The sequence below is a fragment of the Roseovarius atlanticus genome (genome assembly GCF_019802205.1).
In the GTDB taxonomy this organism is placed as follows: domain Bacteria; phylum Pseudomonadota; class Alphaproteobacteria; order Rhodobacterales; family Rhodobacteraceae; genus Roseovarius; species Roseovarius atlanticus_A.
Map to the genome: position 1 here is coordinate 847,182 of NZ_JAHVHQ010000004.1, position 23,730 is coordinate 870,911.

General features: G+C 63.4%; 23 protein-coding genes. 16 read left to right on the top strand and 7 right to left on the bottom strand.

Annotated features, from left to right (window positions below):
• Nucleotides 1-5 precede the first annotated feature (5 nt).
• From glpX to KUV49_RS20765, 3 genes are all read right to left on the bottom strand, one after another.
• Nucleotides 6-968, bottom strand: coding sequence for a class II fructose-bisphosphatase (gene glpX, locus KUV49_RS20755; protein ID WP_222452789.1), 963 nt, complete (start codon nt 966-968; stop codon nt 6-8).
• Between the two features lie 252 nt (nt 969-1,220).
• Nucleotides 1,221-2,507, bottom strand: a complete 1,287-nt coding sequence (locus KUV49_RS20760; RefSeq protein ID WP_222452790.1) for a homoserine dehydrogenase — start codon at nt 2,505-2,507, stop codon at nt 1,221-1,223.
• A gap of 158 nt (nt 2,508-2,665) precedes the next feature.
• The gene (locus KUV49_RS20765; RefSeq protein WP_222452791.1) at nt 2,666-2,980 is read right to left on the bottom strand and encodes a hypothetical protein; all 315 of its coding nucleotides are present in this window, start codon (nt 2,978-2,980) and stop codon (nt 2,666-2,668) included.
• Between the two features lie 81 nt (nt 2,981-3,061).
• Between KUV49_RS20765 and KUV49_RS20770 the strand changes: the two genes are divergently transcribed.
• Both KUV49_RS20770 and KUV49_RS20775 read left to right on the top strand, forming a co-directional pair.
• Nucleotides 3,062-3,652 (top strand): TetR/AcrR family transcriptional regulator, encoded by a 591-nt coding sequence (locus KUV49_RS20770; protein ID WP_222452792.1) that lies wholly within the window; start codon nt 3,062-3,064, stop codon nt 3,650-3,652.
• A gap of 81 nt (nt 3,653-3,733) precedes the next feature.
• The gene (locus tag KUV49_RS20775) at nt 3,734-4,210 is read left to right on the top strand and encodes a hypothetical protein (protein ID WP_222452793.1); all 477 of its coding nucleotides are present in this window, start codon (nt 3,734-3,736) and stop codon (nt 4,208-4,210) included.
• A gap of 7 nt (nt 4,211-4,217) precedes the next feature.
• Here the strand turns inward: KUV49_RS20775 and KUV49_RS20780 are convergent, their stop codons facing one another.
• Genes KUV49_RS20780 through KUV49_RS20790 form a run of 3 tightly spaced genes read right to left on the bottom strand, consistent with a single transcriptional unit; the run spans nt 4,218 to nt 7,074 of the window.
• Nucleotides 4,218-4,793 (bottom strand): TadE/TadG family type IV pilus assembly protein, encoded by a 576-nt coding sequence (locus tag KUV49_RS20780; protein WP_261391640.1) that lies wholly within the window; start codon nt 4,791-4,793, stop codon nt 4,218-4,220.
• A 5-nt stretch (nt 4,794-4,798) separates the two neighbouring features.
• On the bottom strand, nt 4,799-5,335 hold the full coding sequence (locus KUV49_RS20785) for a TadE/TadG family type IV pilus assembly protein (RefSeq protein WP_222452795.1): 537 nt from the start codon (nt 5,333-5,335) through the stop codon (nt 4,799-4,801).
• Nucleotides 5,332-7,074 (bottom strand): TadE/TadG family type IV pilus assembly protein, encoded by a 1,743-nt coding sequence (locus tag KUV49_RS20790; RefSeq protein WP_222452796.1) that lies wholly within the window; start codon nt 7,072-7,074, stop codon nt 5,332-5,334. Before KUV49_RS20790 ends, KUV49_RS20785 begins: the two co-directional genes overlap by 4 nt.
• Nucleotides 7,075-7,460: 386 nt before the next feature.
• Here KUV49_RS20790 and KUV49_RS20795 point away from each other — a divergent pair, with 386 nt between their 5' ends.
• From KUV49_RS20795 to KUV49_RS20845, 11 genes are all read left to right on the top strand, one after another.
• Nucleotides 7,461-8,894, top strand: a complete 1,434-nt coding sequence (locus KUV49_RS20795; RefSeq protein ID WP_222452797.1) for a Glu/Leu/Phe/Val family dehydrogenase — start codon at nt 7,461-7,463, stop codon at nt 8,892-8,894.
• Nucleotides 8,895-8,917: 23 nt separating this feature from the next.
• Nucleotides 8,918-9,535, top strand: coding sequence for a DUF6151 family protein (locus KUV49_RS20800; RefSeq protein WP_222452798.1), 618 nt, complete (start codon nt 8,918-8,920; stop codon nt 9,533-9,535).
• Nucleotides 9,536-9,597: 62 nt separating this feature from the next.
• Nucleotides 9,598-10,851 carry a sarcosine oxidase subunit beta family protein gene (locus KUV49_RS20805; RefSeq protein WP_222452799.1) on the top strand — a complete coding sequence of 418 codons (1,254 nt, stop codon included), beginning with the start codon at nt 9,598-9,600 and terminating at the stop codon, nt 10,849-10,851.
• A 62-nt stretch (nt 10,852-10,913) separates the two neighbouring features.
• Nucleotides 10,914-11,177 carry a sarcosine oxidase subunit delta gene (locus KUV49_RS20810; RefSeq protein ID WP_222452800.1) on the top strand — a complete coding sequence of 88 codons (264 nt, stop codon included), beginning with the start codon at nt 10,914-10,916 and terminating at the stop codon, nt 11,175-11,177.
• On the top strand, nt 11,174-14,089 hold the full coding sequence (locus tag KUV49_RS20815; RefSeq protein ID WP_222452801.1) for a sarcosine oxidase subunit alpha family protein: 2,916 nt from the start codon (nt 11,174-11,176) through the stop codon (nt 14,087-14,089). Before KUV49_RS20810 ends, KUV49_RS20815 begins: the two co-directional genes overlap by 4 nt.
• The gene (locus tag KUV49_RS20820; RefSeq protein ID WP_315899579.1) at nt 14,082-14,633 is read left to right on the top strand and encodes a sarcosine oxidase subunit gamma; all 552 of its coding nucleotides are present in this window, start codon (nt 14,082-14,084) and stop codon (nt 14,631-14,633) included. The genes KUV49_RS20815 and KUV49_RS20820 overlap by 8 nt, the downstream gene beginning before the upstream one ends.
• A 62-nt stretch (nt 14,634-14,695) precedes the next feature.
• On the top strand, nt 14,696-15,004 hold the full coding sequence (locus KUV49_RS20825) for a hypothetical protein (protein WP_222452802.1): 309 nt from the start codon (nt 14,696-14,698) through the stop codon (nt 15,002-15,004).
• A 51-nt stretch (nt 15,005-15,055) separates the two neighbouring features.
• Nucleotides 15,056-17,008, top strand: coding sequence for a DNA primase (gene dnaG, locus KUV49_RS20830; protein ID WP_222452803.1), 1,953 nt, complete (start codon nt 15,056-15,058; stop codon nt 17,006-17,008).
• Between the two features lie 113 nt (nt 17,009-17,121).
• Entirely contained in the window at nt 17,122-19,113 is a 1,992-nt protein-coding gene (gene rpoD / locus KUV49_RS20835) for an RNA polymerase sigma factor RpoD (protein ID WP_222452804.1), read from the top strand.
• 82 nt (nt 19,114-19,195) lie between these two features.
• A complete protein-coding gene (locus KUV49_RS20840; protein WP_222452805.1) occupies nt 19,196-19,708 on the top strand; it encodes a hypothetical protein in 513 nt (170 codons plus the stop codon).
• A gap of 5 nt (nt 19,709-19,713) precedes the next feature.
• A complete protein-coding gene (locus tag KUV49_RS20845) occupies nt 19,714-20,130 on the top strand; it encodes a secondary thiamine-phosphate synthase enzyme YjbQ (protein ID WP_222452951.1) in 417 nt (138 codons plus the stop codon).
• A gap of 3 nt (nt 20,131-20,133) precedes the next feature.
• Here KUV49_RS20845 and KUV49_RS20850 read toward each other — a convergent pair whose 3' ends face one another.
• Nucleotides 20,134-20,811 (bottom strand): SDR family oxidoreductase, encoded by a 678-nt coding sequence (locus KUV49_RS20850; protein ID WP_222452806.1) that lies wholly within the window; start codon nt 20,809-20,811, stop codon nt 20,134-20,136.
• 228 nt (nt 20,812-21,039) lie between these two features.
• Here KUV49_RS20850 and nrdR point away from each other — a divergent pair, with 228 nt between their 5' ends.
• The 3 genes from nrdR to KUV49_RS20865 all read left to right on the top strand — a co-directional run bounded on the left by nrdR (nt 21,040) and on the right by KUV49_RS20865 (nt 23,694).
• Nucleotides 21,040-21,516, top strand: a complete 477-nt coding sequence (nrdR, locus tag KUV49_RS20855; protein ID WP_152493239.1) for a transcriptional regulator NrdR — start codon at nt 21,040-21,042, stop codon at nt 21,514-21,516.
• On the top strand, nt 21,513-22,631 hold the full coding sequence (ribD, locus tag KUV49_RS20860) for a bifunctional diaminohydroxyphosphoribosylaminopyrimidine deaminase/5-amino-6-(5-phosphoribosylamino)uracil reductase RibD (protein ID WP_222452807.1): 1,119 nt from the start codon (nt 21,513-21,515) through the stop codon (nt 22,629-22,631). The genes nrdR and ribD overlap by 4 nt, the downstream gene beginning before the upstream one ends.
• A gap of 289 nt (nt 22,632-22,920) precedes the next feature.
• Complete coding sequence (locus KUV49_RS20865) at nt 22,921-23,694, top strand: hypothetical protein (RefSeq protein ID WP_222452808.1); 774 nt, start codon at nt 22,921-22,923, stop codon at nt 23,692-23,694.
• Nucleotides 23,695-23,730: the final 36 nt, after the last annotated feature.

A 23,730-nucleotide genomic window follows, 5' to 3' on the forward strand; every position in this document is an offset into this window, starting at 1 on the left:
CGGTCTCAGATCGGATGGCGGCAAGTCATGATACGGCGTTCTCCGGTAGAGGAACGCAGCAGCAGCGTTTGGGTTTCAATACTGTCGCCGCGCGGCTTGAGACCCGCGACGAGCGAACCCTGGGTGACGCCGGTCGCGGCAAAGATCACGTCGGACGACACCATCTCGTCACGGGTGTAGACGCGGTCGAAGTCGGTGATGCCGGCCTTCTCGGCACGACCACGCTCGTCATCGTTGCGGAAAAGCAGCCGGCCCCAGATCTGACCGCCGAGGCATTTCAGGGCACCGGCCGCCAGAACGCCCTCGGGCGCGCCGCCGGATCCCATGTACATGTCGATGCCGGTCGTCTCGGGGTCGGCGCAATGCATGACACCGGCCACATCGCCATCGCCGATGAGGAAGATGGAGGCGCCTGTGGCGCGCAGTTCCGCGATGGTGGATTCGTGACGAGGGCGTTCGAGAACGCAGACGGTTATCTCGGAGGGTTCCACCCCCTTGGCCTTGGCCAGAGCCGTCACGCGCTCGGCGGGAGACATGTCAAGCGAGACGACGCCGTCGGGATATCCCGGACCGACGGCCAGTTTATCCATATAGACGTCCGGCGCATGCAACATCGTGCCACGCGGCGCCATGGAAATGACTGTCAGCGCGTTGGGCATGGCCTTGGCGGTAATGGTCGTCCCTTCAAGCGGGTCCAGCGCGATGTCGACTTCGGGGCCGTTTCCGGTGCCTACCTCCTCGCCGATGTACAGCATCGGCGCCTCATCGCGTTCGCCCTCGCCGATCACCACGGTACCGGCGATGTCCATGGCGCCAAGTTCCTGTCGCATCGCGTTCACGGCGGCCTGGTCGGCGGCTTTCTCGTCGCCGCGACCGATCAGCGGGCGGCAGGCAAGTGCAGCCTGTTCCGACACGCGGGCCAGGGCGAGTGACAGGAGAGCGTCATTGAAAGAGGCGGATTTGGACATTGCGGCGTGGCCTTGGTTGAATGAGGTCGAGGGTTCTCTAAAGCGTTCGTGCGCAAACATGAAGCATAGATTTCCGGCGAGGGCGATTGCACGGCAGGATACCCCGCCCGGCCTGGTGGAGTTCAGGGCAGGATTCCGCATTGCGAATAGGCCTTGATCCCGGCCTTCCAGCGCGGCGCCATCGGAGCCTCGAAGATCAGCGCCGGCCAGCTGCGCAGGCGCGCGGCTCTGGCCCGCACCCCTGTCACCGGATCATACGCTTTCGATGCGCAGGGCGACCGGGGCTGACGCGACGACATCCACCTGAGACAACGCTTCGAGCGCGGCAACGAGAGCCGACGGCGCAGTCTTGTGGGTGACAATCAGTACCGGAGCAGTGTCTTCTTCGTGGCGGTACTGCCGCATCCGGTCGATTGACACGCCGGCATTGCCGAGGATCGTGGCCACCTTTGCCAGGGCGCCGGGTTTGTCGTGCAGCGCCATTCGCAGGTAGTAAGGCACGGGCGCGGCCTCGCATGCGGTGGCCGGGCTGGAAAGCTCGGCCGCAGGCATGCCGAAGACAGGAATGCGGATGCCGCGTGCGATATCCATGATGTCGCCCATCACCGCGCTGGCGGTCGGACCTTCGCCCGCGCCCGGGCCGCGTAGAACGATCTGCTCCACGGCGTCGCCTTCGAGCACCACCATGTTGGTGCCGCCCTCAAGCTGGCCCAGCGGCGAGTTCTTGGGAACGAGGCAGGGCGACATGCGTTGTTCCAGCCCGCGACCTGTCATCCGGGCGACGCCGAGGAGCTTGATGCGGTAGCCCATGTCCGCGGCCTGCTTGATGTCCTCGATCGTGATCTTCTGGATCCCCTCGAGACTGACGGCGTTGAAATCAACTTGAGTGCCGAAGGCGATTGAGGCGAGGATGGCCAGCTTGTGGCCCGCGTCGATGCCGCCCACGTCGAGTTCGGGGTCGGCCTCGAGAAAGCCCAGCTGGTTGGCTTCTTCGAACACATCGTCATAGGGCAGACCCGAAGCCTGCATACGGGTCAGGATATAGTTGCAGGTGCCGTTCATCACCCCCATGACGCGGGTGATCTCGTTGCCGGCAAGTCCCTCGGTCAGGGCCTTTACGACAGGAATGCCCCCGGCTACCGCGGCCTCGAAACGCAGGACGCGGCCCGCGGCCTCGGCCTGTTCGGCAAGGGCTTGCCCGTGCGTTGCCAGCATGGCCTTGTTCGCGGTGACCACATCCTTGCCCGCGGCCAACGCGGCTTCTGTCGCGGCCTTGGCGGGGCCGTCGGAGCCCCCCATGAGTTCGACGAAGACATCCACGTCATCGCGGGTGGCAAGCGCAACTGGATCATCTTCCCAATCATACGAGGCCAGCGACACGCCGCGGTCCTTGTCACGGGTCCTTGCGGATACGGCCGTGATCTCGATGGGGCGTCCGGCGCGGGCGGCCAGCAGGTTGGCCTTCTGCCGGACGATCTTGACGACACCAGTGCCGACGGTGCCGAGCCCGGCAATCCCGAGGCGAATGGGGGTGGTCATGGGCATATCCTTGAGACGTGATCGAGACAGGTTTGGCCGGGGTTTAGCCGGTTGCGTTATGCCATGCAACGCGGGTTTTGCGTGCTACACGGACGTTTTCTTGAAAAGAAAACGGAACGAAATCTGTTGCAGATTTCGGTCGCGCGGGGTGGCCTGCCTCATTGCGGAACGTCGATGGTGATCTTCCGGTCAAGCCGGGCACGCGACGTCTGGTCTATGACCGTTCCACGCAGGCGCTCGGCCCGCGCGCGCAGGTTCGCCACGCGGATCTCCAGCGCGCGGGTCGTCTGGTCGGTGACGCGCGGTTCGTCCACCCGGGCGCGCAGGTCTTCTACCGGCAACAAGGATGGATAGGGCGCGCGACGTGTCTCGGCCGAAGTTGCGCTATCCAACTCGGGAAACTGCGTGCAGCCCGCCAGGGTGACGGTCAGCAGGAAAGCGATAACGCGCGGAGGTCGGCACAGTGTCGGCATGGTGCGACCGTCATGCCACTGATCGCAGGGTGCAGGCAAGCGGGGCTTTTTTCTGAACGGGTGTTCAGTTATCCAGTTGTCATGGCACGCACACAAGGCTCCCACTCGCAATTCACCGGACCAAAGGTCCGTGACGCCGCGTTGCGGTTGTTCGCGCAGCACGGCTTTGCCGCGGTGTCGATGCGCCAGATTGCGGCGGAGGTGGGCGTCCAGGCCGGGGCGCTTTACAATTATACCCCCGATAAACAGACGCTTCTTTTCGACCTGATGCAGGAGCATATGGACGATTTGCTGGCGGCCTGGTGCGCCGAGGATCCCGGAGGCGCGGATCCTTTCACACGGCTCGAGGCGTTTACCCGGTTCCATATCCGGTTCAACACGAAGCGGGCCGATGCCGTTTTCGTATCTTACATGGAACTGCGCAATCTCACGCCAGAGAATTTCGAGACCGTTACAGCGCTGCGCGGGGCCTATGAAACCCGGCTGCAGGACATTCTGACGGCAGGCACGACACAGGGGGTCTTTACCGTGGCGGAGCCACGGATCACGGCGATGGCGGTGATCGCCCTGCTGACGGGCGTGAATACATGGTACCGCGAGGAGGGACGGTTGACCCTCGACGAGGTCGAGACGCTGTACTGGAACATGGTGCGCCGGATGGTCGGCGGCTGAGGCGCCGGCGGGTCTTTTCGCTCTCGCACGCGCGGGGCAATCGCGCTATCAGGCCGAAATCCGGGCGAGGAGGCGGGACGGATGCATGATGACGAGATACTGGCGGTGATGCAGGCCTCTACCGGCAGGCGCATCCTGGGTGTCGGATGTCTGGCGGTGCTGGGCGCATTGCTGATCTGGATCGGCCTGACGCGGCCTTTCGCGGCGATCGGCTGGCAGGTGTTCCTGATCCTGCTGGGAGCGGCGGCGGTCTGGATGGCGGACGCGATGCGGCGGGCCACCGCGCAGCGGGTCGAGCTGACGCGGGACGGCCTGCGCAGCAGCGATGGCGAGGCCATCGTGGCCATTGGCGATATCGAGACTATGGACAGGGGCCTGTTCGCCTTCAAGCCGTCCAACGGGTTCCTGCTCAAGGCGAAATCCAAGGCCCCGGCGCGCTGGCGGCCGGGGCTTTGGTGGCGAATGGGGCGCCGGATCGGGCTGGGCGGGGTCACGCCCGGGCATCAATCGAAGATGATGGCCGAGATGATCGCCGCCCTGATGGCAGACCGCGCCTGAGGCGCGATCACTTCTGCAGGCCGCAGACCCCTTCGTAGCAGATCTGTGGTGCGAAACGGATGGCGCTGAACACCCGTGTGCCGATGGTCACGTCGTTAAGGCCCACGTTGAAAAGTGGCTGGTAGGACGAAGTGGATTCGACCAGGATGATCTCTTCGCCGTCCGCCACGTCCGGCAGGGTGTCGTGCGAGTCCTTGACCTGCGCGGACGTGAGCTCGCCCATCGAGCCGGTGCCGCGCACCTTGGACCAGACGATGCCGTATTCGTCGGCGTCGGCGTCGTAGGACACGACCGAGACGCGGATCTGGTTGACGCCGTTGTCGTTGGTTATTTCATCGAACAGGACCTTGGCGTTGTCGAGGTAGATGGATGTCAGGCCCGCCGCCCGGGTTTCGCGCGAGATCATGTCCGCGATCGTGAACGTGCCCTTTTCGCGAACGCTCTTGTAACGGTGGATCTCGAAGAAGTCGAAGGTGGCGGTCATGGCCCAGAAGAGCAGCGGCATCGACAGGACGGTTTCGACCGTGATCAAGCCGCGCGTGTCTTCGAGAAAGCTGCGCAGGGAAACTTTGAGACGGGCCATAAGCATCAGTTCGGCTCCTGTACGAAGGCGGTCATGGAAACGATCTTTGCTTCGCCACTGGCATCCTTATCAAGTGCCGAACCCAAGAACTGCTTCGGGAACAAGGGCTCGTACTTGTAACAGGCACGCATCAGCATCAGCTGGTTGGCGACACCGGGGGTGAAGGTGCGCACGGGCTTGGCCGGTTCGGCCTTGTCGGTGCAGTCGGCCGTCGTATCCAGCGTTTGCAGCGCGAAGATGTTGGCCGGGCGCATTTCCAGCCGGAGCTTTTCCTTGCAGTTCAGAACCATGAACGCGTTGTCGCAGACCATATCCTTGATGTCGTCGTGCTGGGGCGCGGTGCCGGTCCCGAGGCGAACTTCGCGCACCGCCATGTCCAGGCCGCGTTCCAGCAGCGTATGGCGCATCGTCACGAATCCCAGCTCGATCGACATCATCATGAACGACAGGTAGAGCGGGAAGACCAGGACGAATTCGACAGTTGCCGAACCGGCCTCGTCGTTGATCAAGCGGCGAAAAGCCGTTTTGAACTTGGTGATCATTGCGTCAGCCTCAGAGCTTGCACGTTGCCGGCGATAGAGCCGAACGCATCGGAGATATCGAGCCCGTCCACGCTGTAGTAGTACGCGGTGCTCCCCTCGACCGGGTCGTATCCGGTGGCGCATTTCTTCAGCGAGGTCTCGGCGGTGCCGTTCTTGGGCACCTCGTAGCCGATGGTGTAGATCACCACGCCGTTGTTCTTGGCCGCGCCGCAGACATTGTCCATGCGGGTGTTTTTCTGGCTGCCGGTGACGTTCGAGGACGTGTTCTCGTATTCGTAATAGGCGTCGTAGATGCCGGTGATGTCGCCGTATTCGCGCGGGGACATCATGCCCCACGCCTCTTCCCACGAGAACCGCTTGCGGTCCACGAAACCCTCCTGCTCGGCGAGCTCCACGAATTCGCGGCCGTCAAACCATTCGCGCTCGTCGATGTTGTAATAGTACCAGTCGTCAAGCTCGTCATCGGTGTACCTGCCGTTGCTGTAATAGCGATCGGGGTCACGCATGTAGTAGTTGGACTTGGTGACGTTTTCATACACGCAGCTGTAGTTGCGATAGTTACAGAGCCACTCATAGCCGTCATAGTAACGCCTGTTGGAGTTGTGCTTGTAATACGCGTACTTGAACTGCTGCTCGATGTATTCGACCTGGAAAAGATCGGAGTCCGGGCCGCGATAGTCACTGTCTTCGGGGAAGAAGAACGTAGTCGTGTTTTCGCCGTCGCCCATCATCACGATGATCTTCATCGTCTCGCTGTCCGAGTAATCGACGGGCACGACGGTGCCGGTCACGTCACGGAAGCTGGGGTCGAGCAGGGCCGCGCCCCATTTCACGCCCAACGAGCCAGTGGTGTTGCCGTCGGCGATCATGCCGTCGATCTTGGCGTGCAGATCGGACTTGGAGGTCGAGAACTGCATGATGCGGTAGCCATCCTCGGTGTAGCAAGAGCGCCAGGACTGGTTGAGGTTCTCGAAAGTACCATAGCGCGATGTGTAGATGGCCTGCTTCATCGGAATGAGTGATAGATCGTTGTTGGCGGCCGCGTCCGTCGCAAGGGCCGTGCCATTGTAGTCGTCGTCATCGAACACGAGGCAGTTGGAATGGTCGTGGGTTTCGTCCACCAGCATGGCGTCGAAGATTTCATCGCTGGGGGCGACGGAGGTGGAGAAGGGCACGATCGAGATCGTGGCGTTGCCCGGATCGGCGGAGTCGATGATCGTGGTCACGAACTCTTTGGCCGCCTTTTGCAGGTTCTCTATCTTCGATTTACTGTTGGTGCCGTTCTGGTTCATCGAGTTGGACACGTCGAGCACCAGAGCGATTTCCAGTTTCGGCACGCGCGTCATTGCCGTGGCCTCGGCCGCAGTCGACAGGCGGTCGACGCCCGACAGTTTCATCAGGTAGGTGTCCATTTCGAATTGGGCGCTGGCCGTGACGTAGGCCGAGTTGAGGCCGATGTCGATGTCATCCTCGCCGATGGCATTGAGGTACTCCGACATGCCCGCCTTGGCGAAATAATCCTCGACAACGTGCTTGGCTTCTTCTTCGGAGGAGGCTCCGGCCCCGGCCAGAACGGCGGAGTCGAGCGTCGCTTGCAAGTGGGCGCGGTGCATCTCGTGGCGCATCGAGTCGATGCCGAGGCCGGCCATTACAAGCATGAACATGAAGATGAAGAGCGTGAGGATCATCATCGCGCCATCTTCGTCCTCGCGGAAATTCGAAACGCGGCGACGCGCCATCGCGTATGTTGGCAGACAAGTGCTTTGCAACGACCGGAATGTAAATTTCGACACGTTCATTTCTTTGGCACCTCTTTGGACGGTTTTCGCCCCAGGAACGGATTAAATCCCTGTTGTTATCAGAAAGGTCTGTGGTCAAAATAAGGCGAAACCGGGAAGAAATTGGCCGCATTGGTGACCGACAAGGGATAAATCCTTCAAATTTTCCAGACTGTTACGAAATACTCGACAAACCCGGCTTTCGCGGCGCTCCGGCACGCTGCGGTGGCCTTCGGACTGCTGCGGGCATCTATGGTGGACAATCCGGACACATCCCTTAACCATTGTGACATGCATGCAGGCTATGGGTAGTCGTGCCACATGCGCCAGAAGAGGGAGACCCGATCATGAATGCACCGATCAAGGAACCGACGTTCCGCGAAAGCGTGGACCTTATGTTCAACCGCGCGGTATCGCTGATGGACCTGCCGCCGGGACTGGAGGAGAAGATCCGGGTCTGCAACGCCACCTACACGGTCCGCTTCGGCGTACGGCTGCGCGGGCAGATCCAGACCTTCACAGGCTATCGCAGCGTGCATTCCGAGCATATGGAGCCGGTCAAGGGCGGCATCCGCTATTCCATGGCCGTGAACCAGGACGAGGTCGAGGCGCTGGCGGCGCTGATGACGTATAAATGCGCCTTGGTCGAGGCACCGTTTGGCGGCTCGAAAGGCGGGCTGTGCCTCGATCCTCTGGAATGGGACGAGCACGAGCTGGAGCTGATCACGCGGCGCTTTGCCTATGAACTGGCCAAGCGCGACCTGATCCATCCGGCGCAGAACGTGCCCGCCCCGGACATGGGCACGGGCGAGCGCGAGATGGCGTGGATCGCCGACCAGTACCGCCGGATGAACACCACCGACATCAATGCCCGTGCCTGCGTCACCGGCAAACCTGTCCATGCGGGTGGCATTCAGGGTCGGACCGAGGCCACGGGCCGCGGTGTGCAATACGCACTGCAGGAATTCTTCCGCCATCCCGAGGACGTCAAGGCGGCGGGGCTCAGCGGGTCGCTGGACGGCAAGCGCGTGATCGTGCAGGGCTTGGGCAACGTGGGCTATCACGCGGCCAAGTTCCTGTCCGAGGAGGACGGCTGCAAGGTGATCGCGGTGATCGAGCGCGACGGCGGTCTTTACGACGAGACCGGCCTGAACATCGAAGAGTTGCGCAACTGGATCGCCAAGCATGGCGGCGTCGATGGCTATCCGTCCGGGAATTATGTCAAGACCGGATCGAAATACTTGGAAGAGGAGTGCGACATCCTGATCCCCGCGGCGATGGAGGGTGTCATCAACCTTGGAAATGCCGACAGGATAAAGGCGCCGCTGATCATCGAGGCGGCGAACGGCCCCGTGACGGCGGGCGCCGACGAGATCCTTCGCAACAAGGGCACCGTGATCATTCCCGACATGTATGCCAACGCCGGTGGTGTGACGGTGTCCTATTTCGAATGGGTCAAGAACCTGAGCCACATCCGCTTTGGCCGGATGGGCCGGCGACAAGAGGAGGCGCGGCACGAGCTCATCGTGAAAGAACTTAGCCGACTGGACGATCACCTCGAAGGCGCATGGTCGATGACGCCGGATTTCAAGCAGAAGTACCTGCGCGGCGCGGGCGAACTGGAACTGGTGCGCTCGGGCCTCGACGACACGATGCGCGCGGCCTACCAGTCGATGCGCGAAACCTGGCACGGGCGCGAGGACGTGACCGACCTCCGCACCGCGGCCTATCTGGTCTCGATCGGCAAGGTCGCCACCAGCTACCGTGCCGCCGGCCTTTAGGGCAGGGGCGATTGGTCGCGACGGTGAAGAAGACCTGCCGCTGCGGCGCGGTCGAGGTGACACTGGCAGTGCCTGCTCCCGGGGCGGGCACGCGCGTGACGTGCTATTGCAAGGACTGCCAGACCGCCGCGGCTCTTTTCGGCGAGTCGGACGCCTTGCTATCGCCGGGTGGGGGCAGTGAGATCTGGCAGACGACGCCCGATCGGCTGACACTGGAGTCTGGGCGGGAGCATCTGGAAATCCTGCGCCTGTCGCCCAAGGGGCTGTACCGCTGGCACGCGCGGTGCTGCGACACGCCCATCTTCAACACCATGTCCCGGGTGCACTTGCCCTTCGTTGGCGTGGTCCTGCGGCAGGCCGAACTCGAGGGTGCAGCGTTCGGGTTGGGACCGTCGCGCTGCCGGGCCTTCACCAAACATGCAAGGCGCGACCCGGGGGCGCCCAAGGCCGATCGCGGCTTTGCAAGCGCTGGCCTTCAGGTTCTGCGCCGCATGGCCGGTGCTTGGATCAGTGGGCGCGCGAGAACGAATCCGCTTCTCGGCGGCGATGGCGCACCGATAGCGCCGGTGAAGGTCATCCCGCTGGAGCAGCGGCAGGCGGCGGTGCCTTCGCATCTGCGCCAGGGCGCCGGAACCTCGTAACCCATTGCAGTTTCCAGCGGAACTTGCTTGACTCGACCTCTGGTCGTTGGAGAGATCACGAAATGAAGTTTTCAGGGCTGCGCGTCCTCAGGGAAGGTCTGACCGGCAATCGCGGTTGGCAGGCGCATTGGCGCGATGCCAGCCCGAAAGACGCCTATGACGTGGTCATCATCGGCGGCGGCGGGCACGGTCTCTCGACCGCGTATTATCTGGCGCGCGAGCACGGGATCACGAACGTGGCGGTTCTGGAAAAGGGCTATCTGGGCGGCGGCAGCGTGGGGCGCAACACCACGATCGTGCGGGCGAATTACTTCCTGCCGGGCAACTCGGAATTCTACAGTCATTCTCTCAAGCTATGGGAAGGGCTGGAGCAGGAGCTGAATTACAACGTGATGCATTCGCAGCGCGGGCAGATCATGCTGTTTCATTCCGACGGCCAGCGGGACGCCGCGATCCGCCGGGGCAACGCGATGCGCAACCAGGGTGACGACGCGGAATTGCTGAGCGTCGGGCAACTGAAGAAGGTGCTGCCCTATCTGGACTACGAGCAAGCACGGTTTCCCATCTACGGCGGTCTCTTGCAGCGGCGGGCGGGCACGGCGCGGCACGACGCCGTGGCCTGGGGCTATGCGCGGGGGGCAAGCGCGCGTGGCGTGGACCTTGTCCAGAATTGCGAGGTGACGGGGATCGACATCGAGGGCGGTGTCGTCAAAGGCGTGCAGACCTCGCGCGGCGCGATCCGGGCGAAGAAGGTCGCCGTGATCGTCGCGGGCCGGTCAAGCCAGGTGGCGGCGATGGCCGGGATGCGCCTGCCGATCGAGAGCCATGTTCTGCAGGCCTTCGTGACCGAGGGGCTGAAGCCTTGCATCGACCATGTCGTGAGCTTCGGAATGGGGCATTTCTATATCAGCCAGTCGGACAAGGGCGGGCTGGTCTTTGGCGGCGACCTCGATATGTACGCCAGCTATGCGGCGCGGGGGAACCTGCCACTGGTGGAGCATGTGATGGAGGCCGGCATGACCCTGATGCCGATGATCGGGCAGGCAAAGGTGTTGCGCAGTTGGGGCGGGATCATGGACATGAGCCCGGATGGCAGCCCGATCATCGACAAGTCGCCGGTCGAGGGGCTCTACCTCAATTGCGGCTGGTGCTATGGCGGGTTCAAGGCGGTGCCCGGCTCGGGGCATTGCATGGCGCACCTGGTGGCGACGGACCGCCCGCACGCGGCAGCGGCACGGCTGCGGCTGGACAGGTTCCGTACCGGGCGCGGGCTGATGGACGAGGAGGGCACTGGTGCGCAGCATAACCTGCACTGAGGTGCATATGGCGGACGTCAGGCCATGAGTATTTCTGGCAAGAAAAAGCCGGCGGTGGTGAGATGAGGCTGCCCTGTCCGATTTGTGGCGACCGGGATCGCCGGGAGTTCTATTACGCCGGTCACGCAGTGGCGCTGGAACGCCCTGGTGAAGGCGCGGGCGCGGAGGCGTGGGACGATTATGTGCACAATCGCGAGAACCCTTGTGGCGAGACGCGAGACCTGTGGTTCCACGAGAGCGGCTGCGGCGCCTGGATCGTGGTGACGCGGGATACGGCCAGCCATGCGGTCCTGGGCGCAGTGCTGGCGGAAGAGGCGGCGCGATGAGGCTGGAGGGCGATGGGCTGATCGACAGGTCGCGGCGCGTGGGGTTCAGCTTTGACGGGCGTCAGCACGTCGGATTCGAGGGAGACACGCTGGCGTCGGCGCTGATGGGCGCGGACGTGCGGGTGGTGGCGCGTTCGTTCAAGTATCACCGGCCCCGTGGCATCTTTACCGCGGGCAGCGAGGAACCCAATGCGCTGGTCACGCTGGGGCGAGGCGCGGGGCAGGAACCGAACGCGCGGGCCACGATGGTGGAGCTGCACGAAGGGTTGCAAGCGTTCGGACAGAACGCGTGGCCGTCGGTGGAGTTCGACCTGATGGCGGTGAACGACCTCGGTGCGGCCTTCCTCGGAGCGGGCTTCTACTACAAGACCTTCATGTGGCCGAAGGCGTTCTGGGAAAAGCTCTACGAGCCGGTCATCCGCCGCGCGGCCGGGCTTGGGGCCCTGTCGCGGGAGGCGAGCCCGGAGAAGTGGGAGCGGGCCTTTGCTCATTGCGACCTGCTGGTGATTGGTGCAGGGCCTGCGGGGCTGATGGCCGCCTGGACGGCGGCGCAGGCCGGGGCGGATGTGATCGTGGCCGACGAGGACACGCGTCTGGGCGGGCGGCTCAATGCCGAGGTCGAGGAGGTGGACGGACAGCCGGGCCATGCCTGGGCCGAGGCGATGCGGACGCGGCTGGCGGCGATGGAGAATGTGCGGGTGATGACCCGAACGGCCGTGGTCGGTGCCTATGACGACGGGACGTATGGCGCACTGGAGCGGCTGGCGCCGCCGCGCACCCTGAAGGGGTGTTTCTGGCGGATTGTGGCAAAACGCGCGGTGCTGGCGGCGGGGGCGATCGAACGGCCCGTGGCCTTCGCCGGAAATGACCGGCCCGGGGTGATGATGGCCGGGGCGCTGAGGGCTTATGTCAACCGCTGGCGGGTCTGTCCGGGACGCCGTGTGGCGGTCTTTGCCAACAGCGATGCGGGACATCGGACGGTGCAGGACTTGCAGGCGTCGGGCGTTCACGTCTCGGCGCTGATCGACGCGCGGGCGGATGCGGTCTGTGACCTGGATGTGCCATTTTACGCGAACGCGCAGGTTTGCGGCAGCGGCGGTCGCAAAGCGTTGGACAGTGTCAGCTTTCGGCGGGGCGAAAGGATCGAGACGGTTCAGGCGGATGTGCTGGCCATGTCCGGCGGCTGGAACCCGAGCGTGCATCTCAGCTGTCACACGGGCGGGCGGCCCGTATGGGACGACAAACTGGTGGCATTCCTGCCGCGCGAGGGGGCTGTGCCGGGGATGCGCTATGCCGGGGCGGCGACGGGGGTCTTTTCCACTCACGGATGCCTTGTAAGCGGGATTGCCGCGGGCAAGGCGGTGGCGGACGACCTTGGCCTGCATGGGGCCGACGTACCTGTGCCGAAGGCGGAAGACGGCGCGTACGAGATTTCGCCGCTTTGGCAGGTGCCGGGCAAGGGTCGGGCATGGCTGGATTTTCAGAACGATGTGACGGTGAAGGACGTGAAGCTTGCCGCGCAGGAGAATTTCACCTCGGTCGAGCATATGAAGCGCTACACGACGCAGGGCATGGCGCCGGACCAGGGCAAGAACTCCAACATCGCCGCCCTTGCCGTGCTGGCCGATGCCACCGGGCGCGGGATCGCGGAGACCGGGACCACCACCTATCGCCCGCCTTACGTGCCAGTGCCGATTGCTGCGATGGGAGCGGGGGCGCAAGGCAAGGGATTTGCGCCCGAGCGGTTCACCGCCTCGCACGCGGCATCTGTTGAACTTGGGGCGCCGATGATCGAGGCGGGACTGTGGTATCGGCCCAGCTATTTCCCCAAGGCGGGCGAGACGCATTGGCGCCAGTCTTGCGACCGCGAGGTGCGGATGGTGCGGGGCCACGTGGGCGTCTGCGATGTCTCGACCTTGGGCAAGATCGACGTGCAGGGGCCGGATGCGGGTGCATTCCTGGATTTTGTTTACACCGGCATGATATCGACGCTGAAGGTGGGCCGCGTGCGCTATGGGCTGATGCTGCGCGAGGACGGGCATGTCATGGATGACGGCACCTGCGCGCGGCTGGGCGAGACGCATTTTCTTGTCACCACCACCACGGCGGCGGCGGGGCAAGTGATGCGGCACATGGAGTTCGCGCAGCAGGTGCTGCGGCCCGACCTGGATGTGCGCTTTGCTTCGGTGACCGAACATTGGGCGCAGTTCGCCGTGGCCGGGCCGAAATCGCGCGAGTTGCTGGAGCAGCTTGTCGGACATGACCTTGGCACCGCTGACTGGCCATTCATGGCCTGCGGTCCGGTGCATATTGGCGGCGTCGAAGGGCGCCTCTTTCGCATCTCTTTCTCGGGGGAACTGGCTTACGAGGTCGCGGTCCCGGCGCGGTACGGCGCGGCGCTCTTCGGTATCTTGATCGAAAGGGCAGAGGCCATGCAGGGCGGGCCTTACGGGATGGAGGCGCTCAACGTCATGCGGATCGAGAAAGGGTTCATCACCCATGCCGAGATCCACGGGCGCACGACGGCCTTCGATATCGGGATGCAGGGCATGATGAGCGACAGGAAGGATTTCATCGGCAAGGCGATGGCAGCGCGGCCGGGGCTGATGGACGAGGACCGCGCGCAGCTTGTCGGGCTGAAGCCGGTGGGCGCGGTGAAGGAGTTGATCGCAGGGGCGCATCTGTTTGCGCCCGGAGCCGATCCGGTGAGCGAGAATGACGAAGGTTACATCACATCGGTCGCCTTCTCGCCAATGTTGGGGCATGTGATCGGCCTCGGGTTTCTGAAGCGGGGCCGAGCGCGGATCGGTGAGCAGGTGCGGATGGTGGAGCACCTGAAAGGTTCGGCAACGCTATGCGAGGTGGTGGCGCCGGGTGGTTTCGACCCTGACGGAGGGCGGATGCGTGGTTGAACTTAAGCCGTCGTTGCCGCCAACGGCGCTGTTGCCGGTGGAAACCGCGGGTGTGCGGATGCGCGAGGTCGACTTCGGCCCGTTGACGCTGGTGATGCCCTATCGCGGCAGGGACGAGGCGTTGGCGGCTGCGCTGGAGGCGGCGCATGCGCTGGACTGGCCCGAGACCGGGCGGATGACCGGCACGACGGAACGCGGCTTGCTCTGGTTCGGGCGCTCGCAGGCCCTTCTGATCGGCCTCGTGCCGGATGACGGGCTGACCGCGCAGGCGGCGCTGGTGGACCAGAGTGACGCGTGGGCGGTTATCGAGATGCAGGGCGACAGGGCCGCCGAGGCGCTGGCGCGGCTGACGCCGGTGGACTTGCGGCCCGGTGCGTTCGGGGTGGGGCACACCGTGCGGACGGAGGTGGGGCACATGGCTGCCTCGCTGACACGTTCGGGCGAGTCGACATACCTGGTGATGGTGTTTCGCGCCTTCGCGCACACCGCGGTGCACGAGCTGGGCGCGGCACTGGAAGGGGTTGCGGCGCGGCACGGGCGTTGACAGAGTTGAGCCGTTATCGGGGTTTGCCGAAAGGACGGGCGATGTTTGACAGGACCTTGTGGATGGCCGGGGCGCTGAGCCTCGCGGTGCCGCTGGCGGCTGCAGCGGAAGTCGACAAGACGGTCGTCTGCAAAGAGACCGCGAAGATCGTCCAGATGGCCGCGATCGACAGAAAGGCCGGTAAGGACGCGGCGCGCATCAAGCGCGAGTTGACCGGCGGCGAAAGCAAGGTCGAGGCGCGGTTGACGCCCATGGTGCCGGCGCTGGTCGATTGGGTGTTCACGATTGACACGCAGGAGATGGGAAAACCGGATGCGGAGCACACGATTACTGAACGCTACCGCAAGGGTTGCCTGGGCTTTCAGCCCTGAAATGCGCAAACCGGCTTGGCGCGGGCATCCGCTTGGCTCATATAATGAAGTATGAGCCTGCCACCCGGATTCCTTGACGAACTGCGCACCCGCACCTCGATTGTGCAAGTGGTGGGGCGCAAGGTCATGTGGGATAACCGCAAGTCCAATCAGGGCAAGGGCGATATGTGGGCGCCATGTCCGTTTCACCACGAAAAGACCGCCAGCTTTCACGTCGATGACCGCAAGGGTTATTATTATTGCTTCGGCTGCCATGCGAAGGGCGACGCGATTTCCTTCGTGCGCGAGACCGAGAACGTGGAATTCATGGAGGCGGTGAAGATCCTGGCGCAGGAAGCCGGGATGCCGATCCCCGAACGCGACCCGCAGGCGCAGGCCAAGGCTGACCGTCGCACGCAGCTGGTCGAGGTGATGGAGATGGCGGTGCGCCATTTCCGCCTGATGCTGAAGTCTGGGGTGGGGGCCGCGGCGCGCGACTACCTGCTGGGGCGTGGATTGGATGAGGCGGCTCAGGACCGCTATGACATCGGGTTTGCCGCCGATGCCTGGCAGGACCTGTGGGATCATTTGAAAGGCAAGGGCGTCGAGGACGACCTGATCCTTGGTTGCGGTCTGGCCAAGCCCAGCAACAAGGGTGGCCGACCCTATGACACGTTCCGCAACCGGATCATGTTTCCGATCCGCGACCCGCGTGGGCGCTGCATTGCATTCGGGGGCCGGGCGATGGACCCGGACGACAACGCCAAGTATCTCAACAGTCCCGAAACCGAGCTTTTCGACAAGTCGCGCACGCTGTATCACCATGGCTCCGCGCGAGAGGCGGCGGGCAAGGGGCAGCCGCTGATCGTGGCCGAAGGCTACATGGACGTCATCGCGCTGGCCGAGGCCGGGTTCGGCGCGTCGGTGGCGCCGTTGGGGACGGCGGTGACAGAACACCAGCTGGCGATGCTGTGGCGTATCGCGGACGAGCCGATTATGGCGCTTGATGGCGACACGGCGGGGTTGCGCGCCGCCTACCGGGTAATCGATCTGGCGCTGCCGCTGCTGGAGGCGGGCAAATCGCTGCGCTTCGTGCTGATGCCCGAGGGGCAAGACCCTGACGACCTGTTACGTGCCGAGGGCGCGGGGGCCGTCCAGGCGCTGCTGGACAAGGCCATGCCGATGGTCGACCTGTTGTGGCAGCGCGAGACGGAAGGGCGCGAATTTGACAGCCCCGAGCGCAAGGCGGCGCTGGACAAGGCGCTGCGCGAGAAGATCATGACGATCCGCGACCCCAGCCTGCGCAGCCATTACGGACAGGCGATCAAGGATTTGCGCTGGCAGTTGTTCCGGCCAAAGCAGAAAGGCGGTGGTGGCTTCGCGGCGCGCGGTGGCAAGTGGCAGAAGATCGAGCCGGTGCGGGCCACGACAAAATCTTCACTGCTCGTGGCGTCGGGTGACGCCGCGCAGACGCATCTGCGCGAGGCCGTCGTGTTGGCCACGATCATCCGCAATCCCGAGATTCTGCCCGAGTTCGAGGTAGATCTGGAGCGGCTGCAATGCGACCCGCCGCACCATGGCCCGGTGCGCGATGCACTATTGTTCTATCAGCCTGGCGGGACTGGCACGCTGGAGGCCGAACTGGCCGAGAAACTGGGCCTCGACGTGGTTGAAAAACTGTTGTCGCTTCCCCATGTCGCCTTAGTTCCTGCGGTGAGACGTCCGGGCGATGCCGAGCTTGCTCGTATGACGGTCGGCGAAACACTGGCGAAACTGGAAGCCGACCGCGGTTTGGCGGCGGAAATCCGGGAAGCCGAGCAGGATATAGCTGGCGTTGCCGACGAAGCCGTCACCTGGCGTCTGGGCGAGGCGGCACAGGCGCGCAACCGGGCCTGGACCAGCCAGCAGGAAGACAAAACGGAATATGAGCGGGGCCAGAACGGTGCCCCGGTCAGCCGCGAGGAAAGGGAGCGATTCGACGCGTTGCTTGATCAGATCGGGTTCAACAAAGGGTCTGATAGGTAACGCTTTGAATGTAATCTTAAGCAGATAGGGGTTATTGGTTTGCGAATCACCCCATCGCCATGTTGATTCGGACAAGCGAATCACCTTCACCCTATTGGGACCAGGAGAGCTGAATGGCCGCCAAGGACACCGACGACGATCAGAAGACCGAGGAACAGGACGCCGAAATCTCGCTCGACATGAGCCAGGCGGCCGTCAAGAAGATGATCGGCGAGGCGCGCGAACGCGGCTTTATCACCTACGATCAGCTCAACAAGGTGCTGCCGCCCGATCAGGTCTCGAGCGAGCAGATCGAGGATGTGATGTCGATGCTCAGCGAGATGGGTATCAACATCATCGAGGACGAGGAAGCCGAGGAAGAAGAGCAGAAGACCACCGCCGTTGCCGAGATTGGCAAGAAGGGCGAGGTGGCACTCGGCTCGGGCAAAGACGAAAAGCTGGATCGCACCGATGATCCGGTGCGCATGTACCTGCGCGAGATGGGGTCCGTAGAACTTCTGAGCCGCGAGGGCGAGATTGCCATCGCCAAGCGGATCGAGGCCGGGCGCAACACGATGATCGCCGGTCTGTGCGAAAGCCCGCTGACTTTCCAGGCCATCACCATCTGGCGCGACGAGCTTCTGGGCGAAGATATCCTTTTGCGCGACGTGATCGACCTTGAGACCACGTTCGGCAATCAGATTGGCGACGGCGAGGGCGACGAGACCGTGGTCGAGGCGGCCAACATGTCCAGCGCTCCCAACGACAAGTCCGAGAGCAAGGATGAGCCGGAGCTTGACGCCGACGGCAACCCCATCGCCAGTGACGATGACGAGGACGAGGAAGAACAGGCCAACATGAGCCTCGCGGCTATGGAGGCCACGCTCAAGCCGCGCGTGCTGGAAACGCTGGACCGGATCGCCTCGTATTACGAAAAGCTGAGCGAGATGCAGGACAGCCGTATCTCGGCAACGCTGAACGAGGACGGCTCGTTCACCGACAAGCAGGAGCAGACCTATCAGAAGCTGCGGTCGGAGATCGTGGAACTGGTGAACTCGCTGCACCTGCACAACAACCGGATCGAAGCGCTGATCGACCAGCTTTACGGCATCAACCGCCGGATCATGCAGATTGACTCGGCGATGGTGAAGCTGGCCGACCAGGCCCGCATCAACCGCAAGGAATTCGTCGACGAGTACCGCGGCCGCGAGCTTGACCCGAACTGGCTGGAAGACATGGCCCAGAAAGATGGCCGTGGCTGGAAAATGTTCATGGAGCGCAGCCCCGAGAAAGTGGAAGAACTGCGCGCAGACATGGCGCAGGTGGGCCAGTATGTGGGGCTGGATATCAGCGAGTTCCGCCGCATCGTGAACCAGGTGCAGAAGGGCGAGAAGGAAGCCCGCCAGGCCAAGAAGGAAATGGTCGAGGCCAACCTGCGGCTGGTGATCTCGATCGCCAAGAAATACACCAACCGCGGCCTGCAATTCCTGGACCTGATCCAGGAGGGCAATATCGGCCTGATGAAAGCGGTGGACAAGTTCGAGTATCGCCGGGGTTACAAGTTCTCGACATACGCCACCTGGTGGATCCGGCAGGCCATTACCCGGTCGATTGCCGACCAGGCCCGTACCATCCGCATCCCGGTTCACATGATCGAGACGATCAACAAGCTGGTCCGCACAGGCCGCCAGATGCTGCACGAGATCGGTCGCGAGCCGACGCCGGAAGAACTGGCCGAGAAGTTGCAGATGCCGCTTGAGAAGGTTCGCAAGGTGATGAAGATCGCCAAGGAGCCGATCAGCCTCGAAACGCCCATCGGCGACGAGGAAGACAGCCAGCTGGGCGATTTCATCGAGGACAAGAACGTGATCCTGCCGCTGGATTCCGCCATTCAGGACAACCTGAAGGAAACCACGACACGGGTCTTGTCCAGCCTGACCCCGCGCGAGGAACGCGTTCTGCGGATGCGGTTCGGGATCGGGATGAACACCGACCACACGCTGGAGGAAGTGGGCCAGCAATTCTCGGTCACGCGCGAACGTATCCGCCAGATCGAGGCCAAGGCGCTGCGCAAGCTGAAGCACCCGAGCCGGTCGCGCAAGCTGCGGTCGTTCCTGGATCAATAGGGCGGGTCCGCCGAAAACCCCGAGCGAAGGGCCATCGGCCCGACGCAGGCCCGCCCGCCGCCCGCGCCTCGGAGTTCCATCCATGCGGACATGTATTGCTGTACTTGCTATTCTCTCGCATACGACCCCCGCGCAGGCAGAGGGCTGCTTTGGTGCGGGAACGGAGCTTTTTCATTGCACGGTCGAAGCTGGCCGAAAAACCGCCGATGTCTGCTTGCAAGGTGATGTGGCAGTGTATCGCTTCGGTCCGACCGGCGGCGAAGCTGACCTGTTGCTGGCCCGCGGCGTCGACGAGGTGGACATGACTCCCTGGCCCGGCGTGGGCCGCACCATTTGGGAAGACATGACCTTCCATAACGGTGATCACGGCTATACAATCAGCCGTGCAATGGACCGGATGATAGCTGAAGACGACCCAGACCAGTCCATGGACATGCGCGGCACAGTGGTCGTTACGAAGCGCAACGAGACGCTGTCAGAACTCGAGTGCGATCCGGGATCGGTGTCTTTCGGCGACTTTTATCCGCTGTTCGAGGCCAAGGAAGCCGCCGGACAATGTTGGGACCGTGAGGCTTTCGCATGGGCGAAATGCTGAAGACTGTGCAAAGAGAGTTCGTGATTCCGACGCGAGGTCAGGGCCTTTACGAGTTTACCGGAGAGGTGACGGCCTGGGTTTCAGAACAGACGAAACGTGACGCGCTGTTAACGCTCTTCATCCGTCACACGTCCGCCAGCCTTCTGATTCAGGAAAATGCCGACCCGGAGGTGCAGACCGACTTGCGCAACTACTTCGCGCGACTGGTGCCGCCGACGAATGATCCGGCCATGGCGTACCTGAACCATACCAATGAAGGACCCGATGACATGCCCGCGCACATCAAGGCGGCGATGATGCCGGTGAGCCTGTCGATTCCGGTTGGCGCGGGTCGGCTCGCACTGGGCACCTGGCAGGGCATTTACGTCTTCGAGCATCGCGACGCGCCGCACACCCGTAAAGTGGCGGCGCACCTGTGCTGAAACTCAGCCGGTGGGCATGATCACCAACTCGCGCACATCCGCGCGGTCGGGCTGCTGAATGGCATAAACTACGGCATTGGCGATATCCTCGGGCTTCAGCTTGTCGGGCTTGGCCTCGTCGAAGAAGGGCGTGTCGACCATGCCGGGGCAGATGACCGTGCAGCGGCCGCCCCATTCACGCATCTCCTCGCTGAGATTGCCGGCAAAACCCTGCACGAACCACTTGGACGCGCCGTAGATCGAGCCGGGCAGGTTGATCTTGCCGGCGACCGAGCCGGTCAGGACCGCGTGCCCCTTGGTTTTTTTCAGGTGCGGATAGGCGGCCTTGACGGTGTAGAGCAGCCCGTTGATGTTGAGATCGAGCATGACGCGCCACTCGTCCGGGTCACCATTTTCGACGCCGGCCGTGTCGAGGCCGCGACCGGCATTGGCGAACACCGCATTGAGGCCACCGAAATGATCGGCGGCGGCGTCGACGGCGGCTTTCAATTCCTCGAAATCGGTGACGTCGCCGGACAGCGCAAGCGCGTGATCCGTGCCAAGCTCGTCTGCGAGGGCGTCGAGCTTGTCCTTGCTGCGCGCAAAGAGCGCCACATTCCAGCCGGCGGCGACGGCCTTGCGGGCAGTTTCGGCACCGATGCCTGTCGAGGCGCCTGTGATGAAGAGGGTCCTGCGGGTCATGAAAATCCTTCTCGATCAGTGATTGGTTGTTCTCTACCGTGGCAACGGATGCAGCAGCATCGCGTTCCAAAGGCGCATTGTCGCAGCAATATGCATAAGAAATAACGCTTGATGTTGCGGCTGCAAATGCCCTCTACCCAAAACTTTGCGGCTGTCCTATAGTGGCTGTGGATAACTGGGCTTCAGACCCATGACCGTCAGAGGCAGAGAAGAAAAGGGGACCGGCCGATGCGCTGCCCGTTTTGCGGAAATATCGACACCCAAGTGAAGGATTCACGCCCTGCAGAGGATCATGTTTCGATCCGGCGGCGGCGATTTTGCCCGGCTTGTGGCGGGCGGTTCACCACCTATGAACGTGTGCAGCTGCGCGACCTGGTGGTGGTGAAGACCAATGGCCGGCGCGAGGATTTCGACCGCGACAAGCTAGAACGTTCGATCCGGATCGCGTTGCAGAAACGACCCGTCGAGCCGGAGCGGGTAGAGCAGATGATCTCCGGCATCGTCCGGCGGCTGGAGTCCCTGGGCGAGACCGATATTCCCTCCAAGACAGTGGGCGAGATCGTCATGGAAAGCCTGGCCCGGATCGACACGGTGGCATATGTGCGCTTTGCCAGCGTCTACAAGAACTTCCAGGCCGCGGACGATTTCGACAAGTTCGTGAGCGAGTTGCGGCCCGGCGTAGTGGAAGAGCCCGGCGAGTCGTGAGCGCGGCGGACATCCGCTATCTCAGGCTGGCACTCGGTCTAGGACGTCGCGGACTGGGGCGAACGTGGCCCAATCCGGCCGTGGGATGCGTTATCGTCAAGGACGGCAGAATTGTCGGGCGCGGCAATACCGGGCTTGGCGGGCGGCCTCATGCAGAGCGCGTTGCGTTGGATCAGGCGGGTTCGGCGGCGCGCGGTGCAACCGCCTATGTCAGCCTGGAACCCTGCGCGCATCACGGGCGGACCCCACCCTGTGCCGACGCCATCATCGCGGCCGGAATTCAGAGGGTCGTCGTGGCGATCGGAGATCCGGACCCCCGTGTGTCCGGGCGCGGTTTCGCGGCGCTGCGCGCGGCCGGAATCAAGGTCGAGATCGGGTCTTGCGCCACCGAGGCGCGCTATGATCTGGGGGGCTTTCTAAGCCGGATGACCCGGGGGCGCCCGGAAGTAACGTTAAAGCTGGCCACCTCGTTCGACGGTCGCATCGCGACCGCCAGCGGCCACAGTCAATGGATCACCGGGGCAAGTGCGCGCCGATGGGTCCATGCCGCGCGGTCGCGACACGATGCTGTCATGGTCGGGGCGGGCACGGCCCGTGCGGACGACCCTTCGCTCACGGTGCGGGACCTGGGGGTCGAACACCAGCCGATCCGCGTGGTCGTCTCGCGCAGGCTGGACGTACCTTTGATGTCGACATTGGCCCGCACGGCGTCACAGGTGCCGGTCTGGATGTGCCACGGCCCGGACGCGGACGCAAATCTGATAGAGGCGTGGCGCGGACTGGGTGCCGAAATGGTGCCTTGCGGTCTGTCGGGGCGGCAGTTGGACATGACGTCGGTCTTGGAGGAACTTGGAAAGCGCGGCCTGACAAGGATTTTCTGCGAGGGAGGCAGTGCCCTGGCGGCATCGCTGCTGGCCGACGGCCTCGTGGATCGGCTGGCCGGCATCACGGCCGGTTTTGCCATGGGGGCGGAAGGTTTGCCCGGCATCGGGGCGCTGGGGCTCGACCGGCTTGATGGTGCGCAGCGGTTCGATCTTGTCGAACAGCGGGCGCTTGGATCGGATGTTTTGCATGTCTGGATTGCAAGGTCCTCGACCGGGGTTCTAGAATCTTGACGACGATCCGGCAGAGGAGGGGCCGGCAATGATCAGGGGACTGTGCGGGGCAATTCTGGCAGGCTGGCTTTGCGCCGGCGCGGCCACGGCGCAGGCGGTCTTCGACGAGACCGTGGCACTTTGGCTGTCCGGCGACGATGCCGGCAGTCTGCCGAGACTTGCGGAACTGGCGCAAGAGGGGCATGCGGATGCCCGCATCTTGCTCGCCCGGATAGAAACGATGGATCGCGGACCGTCGCCCTACCGCATGGGGCTTGCACCGCAGGAGCGGCGTGCGCTGTTCCGAGACATGTCCGACAAGTCGCGTTTCGGGCGTAGCTGGCTTGCAGTCGAGGCCAAGCGCGGCAACCGGCTGGCAGAGATGTTCCTACGATCGCGAAAGCCCTTTCTGCAATTGCAGACGCATTTCGCCCTTTGGCAGGCCGGTGAGCGCCAGGCGACGGAGTACCCAACGCGTATTGCCGCGCTTTATGGCTCGCGGATAATGCGTGAAAAGCTTCTGGCAAGCGAAACGATCCTGCCGGAAATGCGACCCTACCTGGCCTTTCTGGCCGACATCCCCGAACCGCAAGCGGACGGAATGGCAGCGTTGCGCCACATGGTCGGGCTCGGCGATGAAGTGATCAGTGCCGACGACCCCGAGACGTTGGGCATGGCGCAATTCCTGGCACTGGGGTTCGGCTTTGGCGACGTTTCGGCACGAAACAGATGGCGGCATGCCGTGGAAGAATGGGTGTTGAGAGATCTGTCGACACGCCCCATTGCCGATCTTTGCCGCACCACATGCCCTAAGGAAACCGGCGCATGTGCGGTGACGTTGTTTGCGTTGACAGGGGGTTTTTACGGGGTGACCCGCCTTGACAGCCCTTACGAGAAAGTCATCGCGCAGGAGCTGTTTCTGAACAGCCCGCGCGCCCGGATCATGACCCTGCGCCGCGCCGCGTTGGCGCGCGACGAGCCGAACCAGAAATACCTGTCGGATCGTCCAGGAATATCGCGGTTGTCGAGTTGTGCGGCGGTTTTGGTCTTGCGCGAACGCGCGAATTACGACGCGCTGCACTAAGGCATTTCGCCTTTGGTCGATGCCTCAGGCTGATGG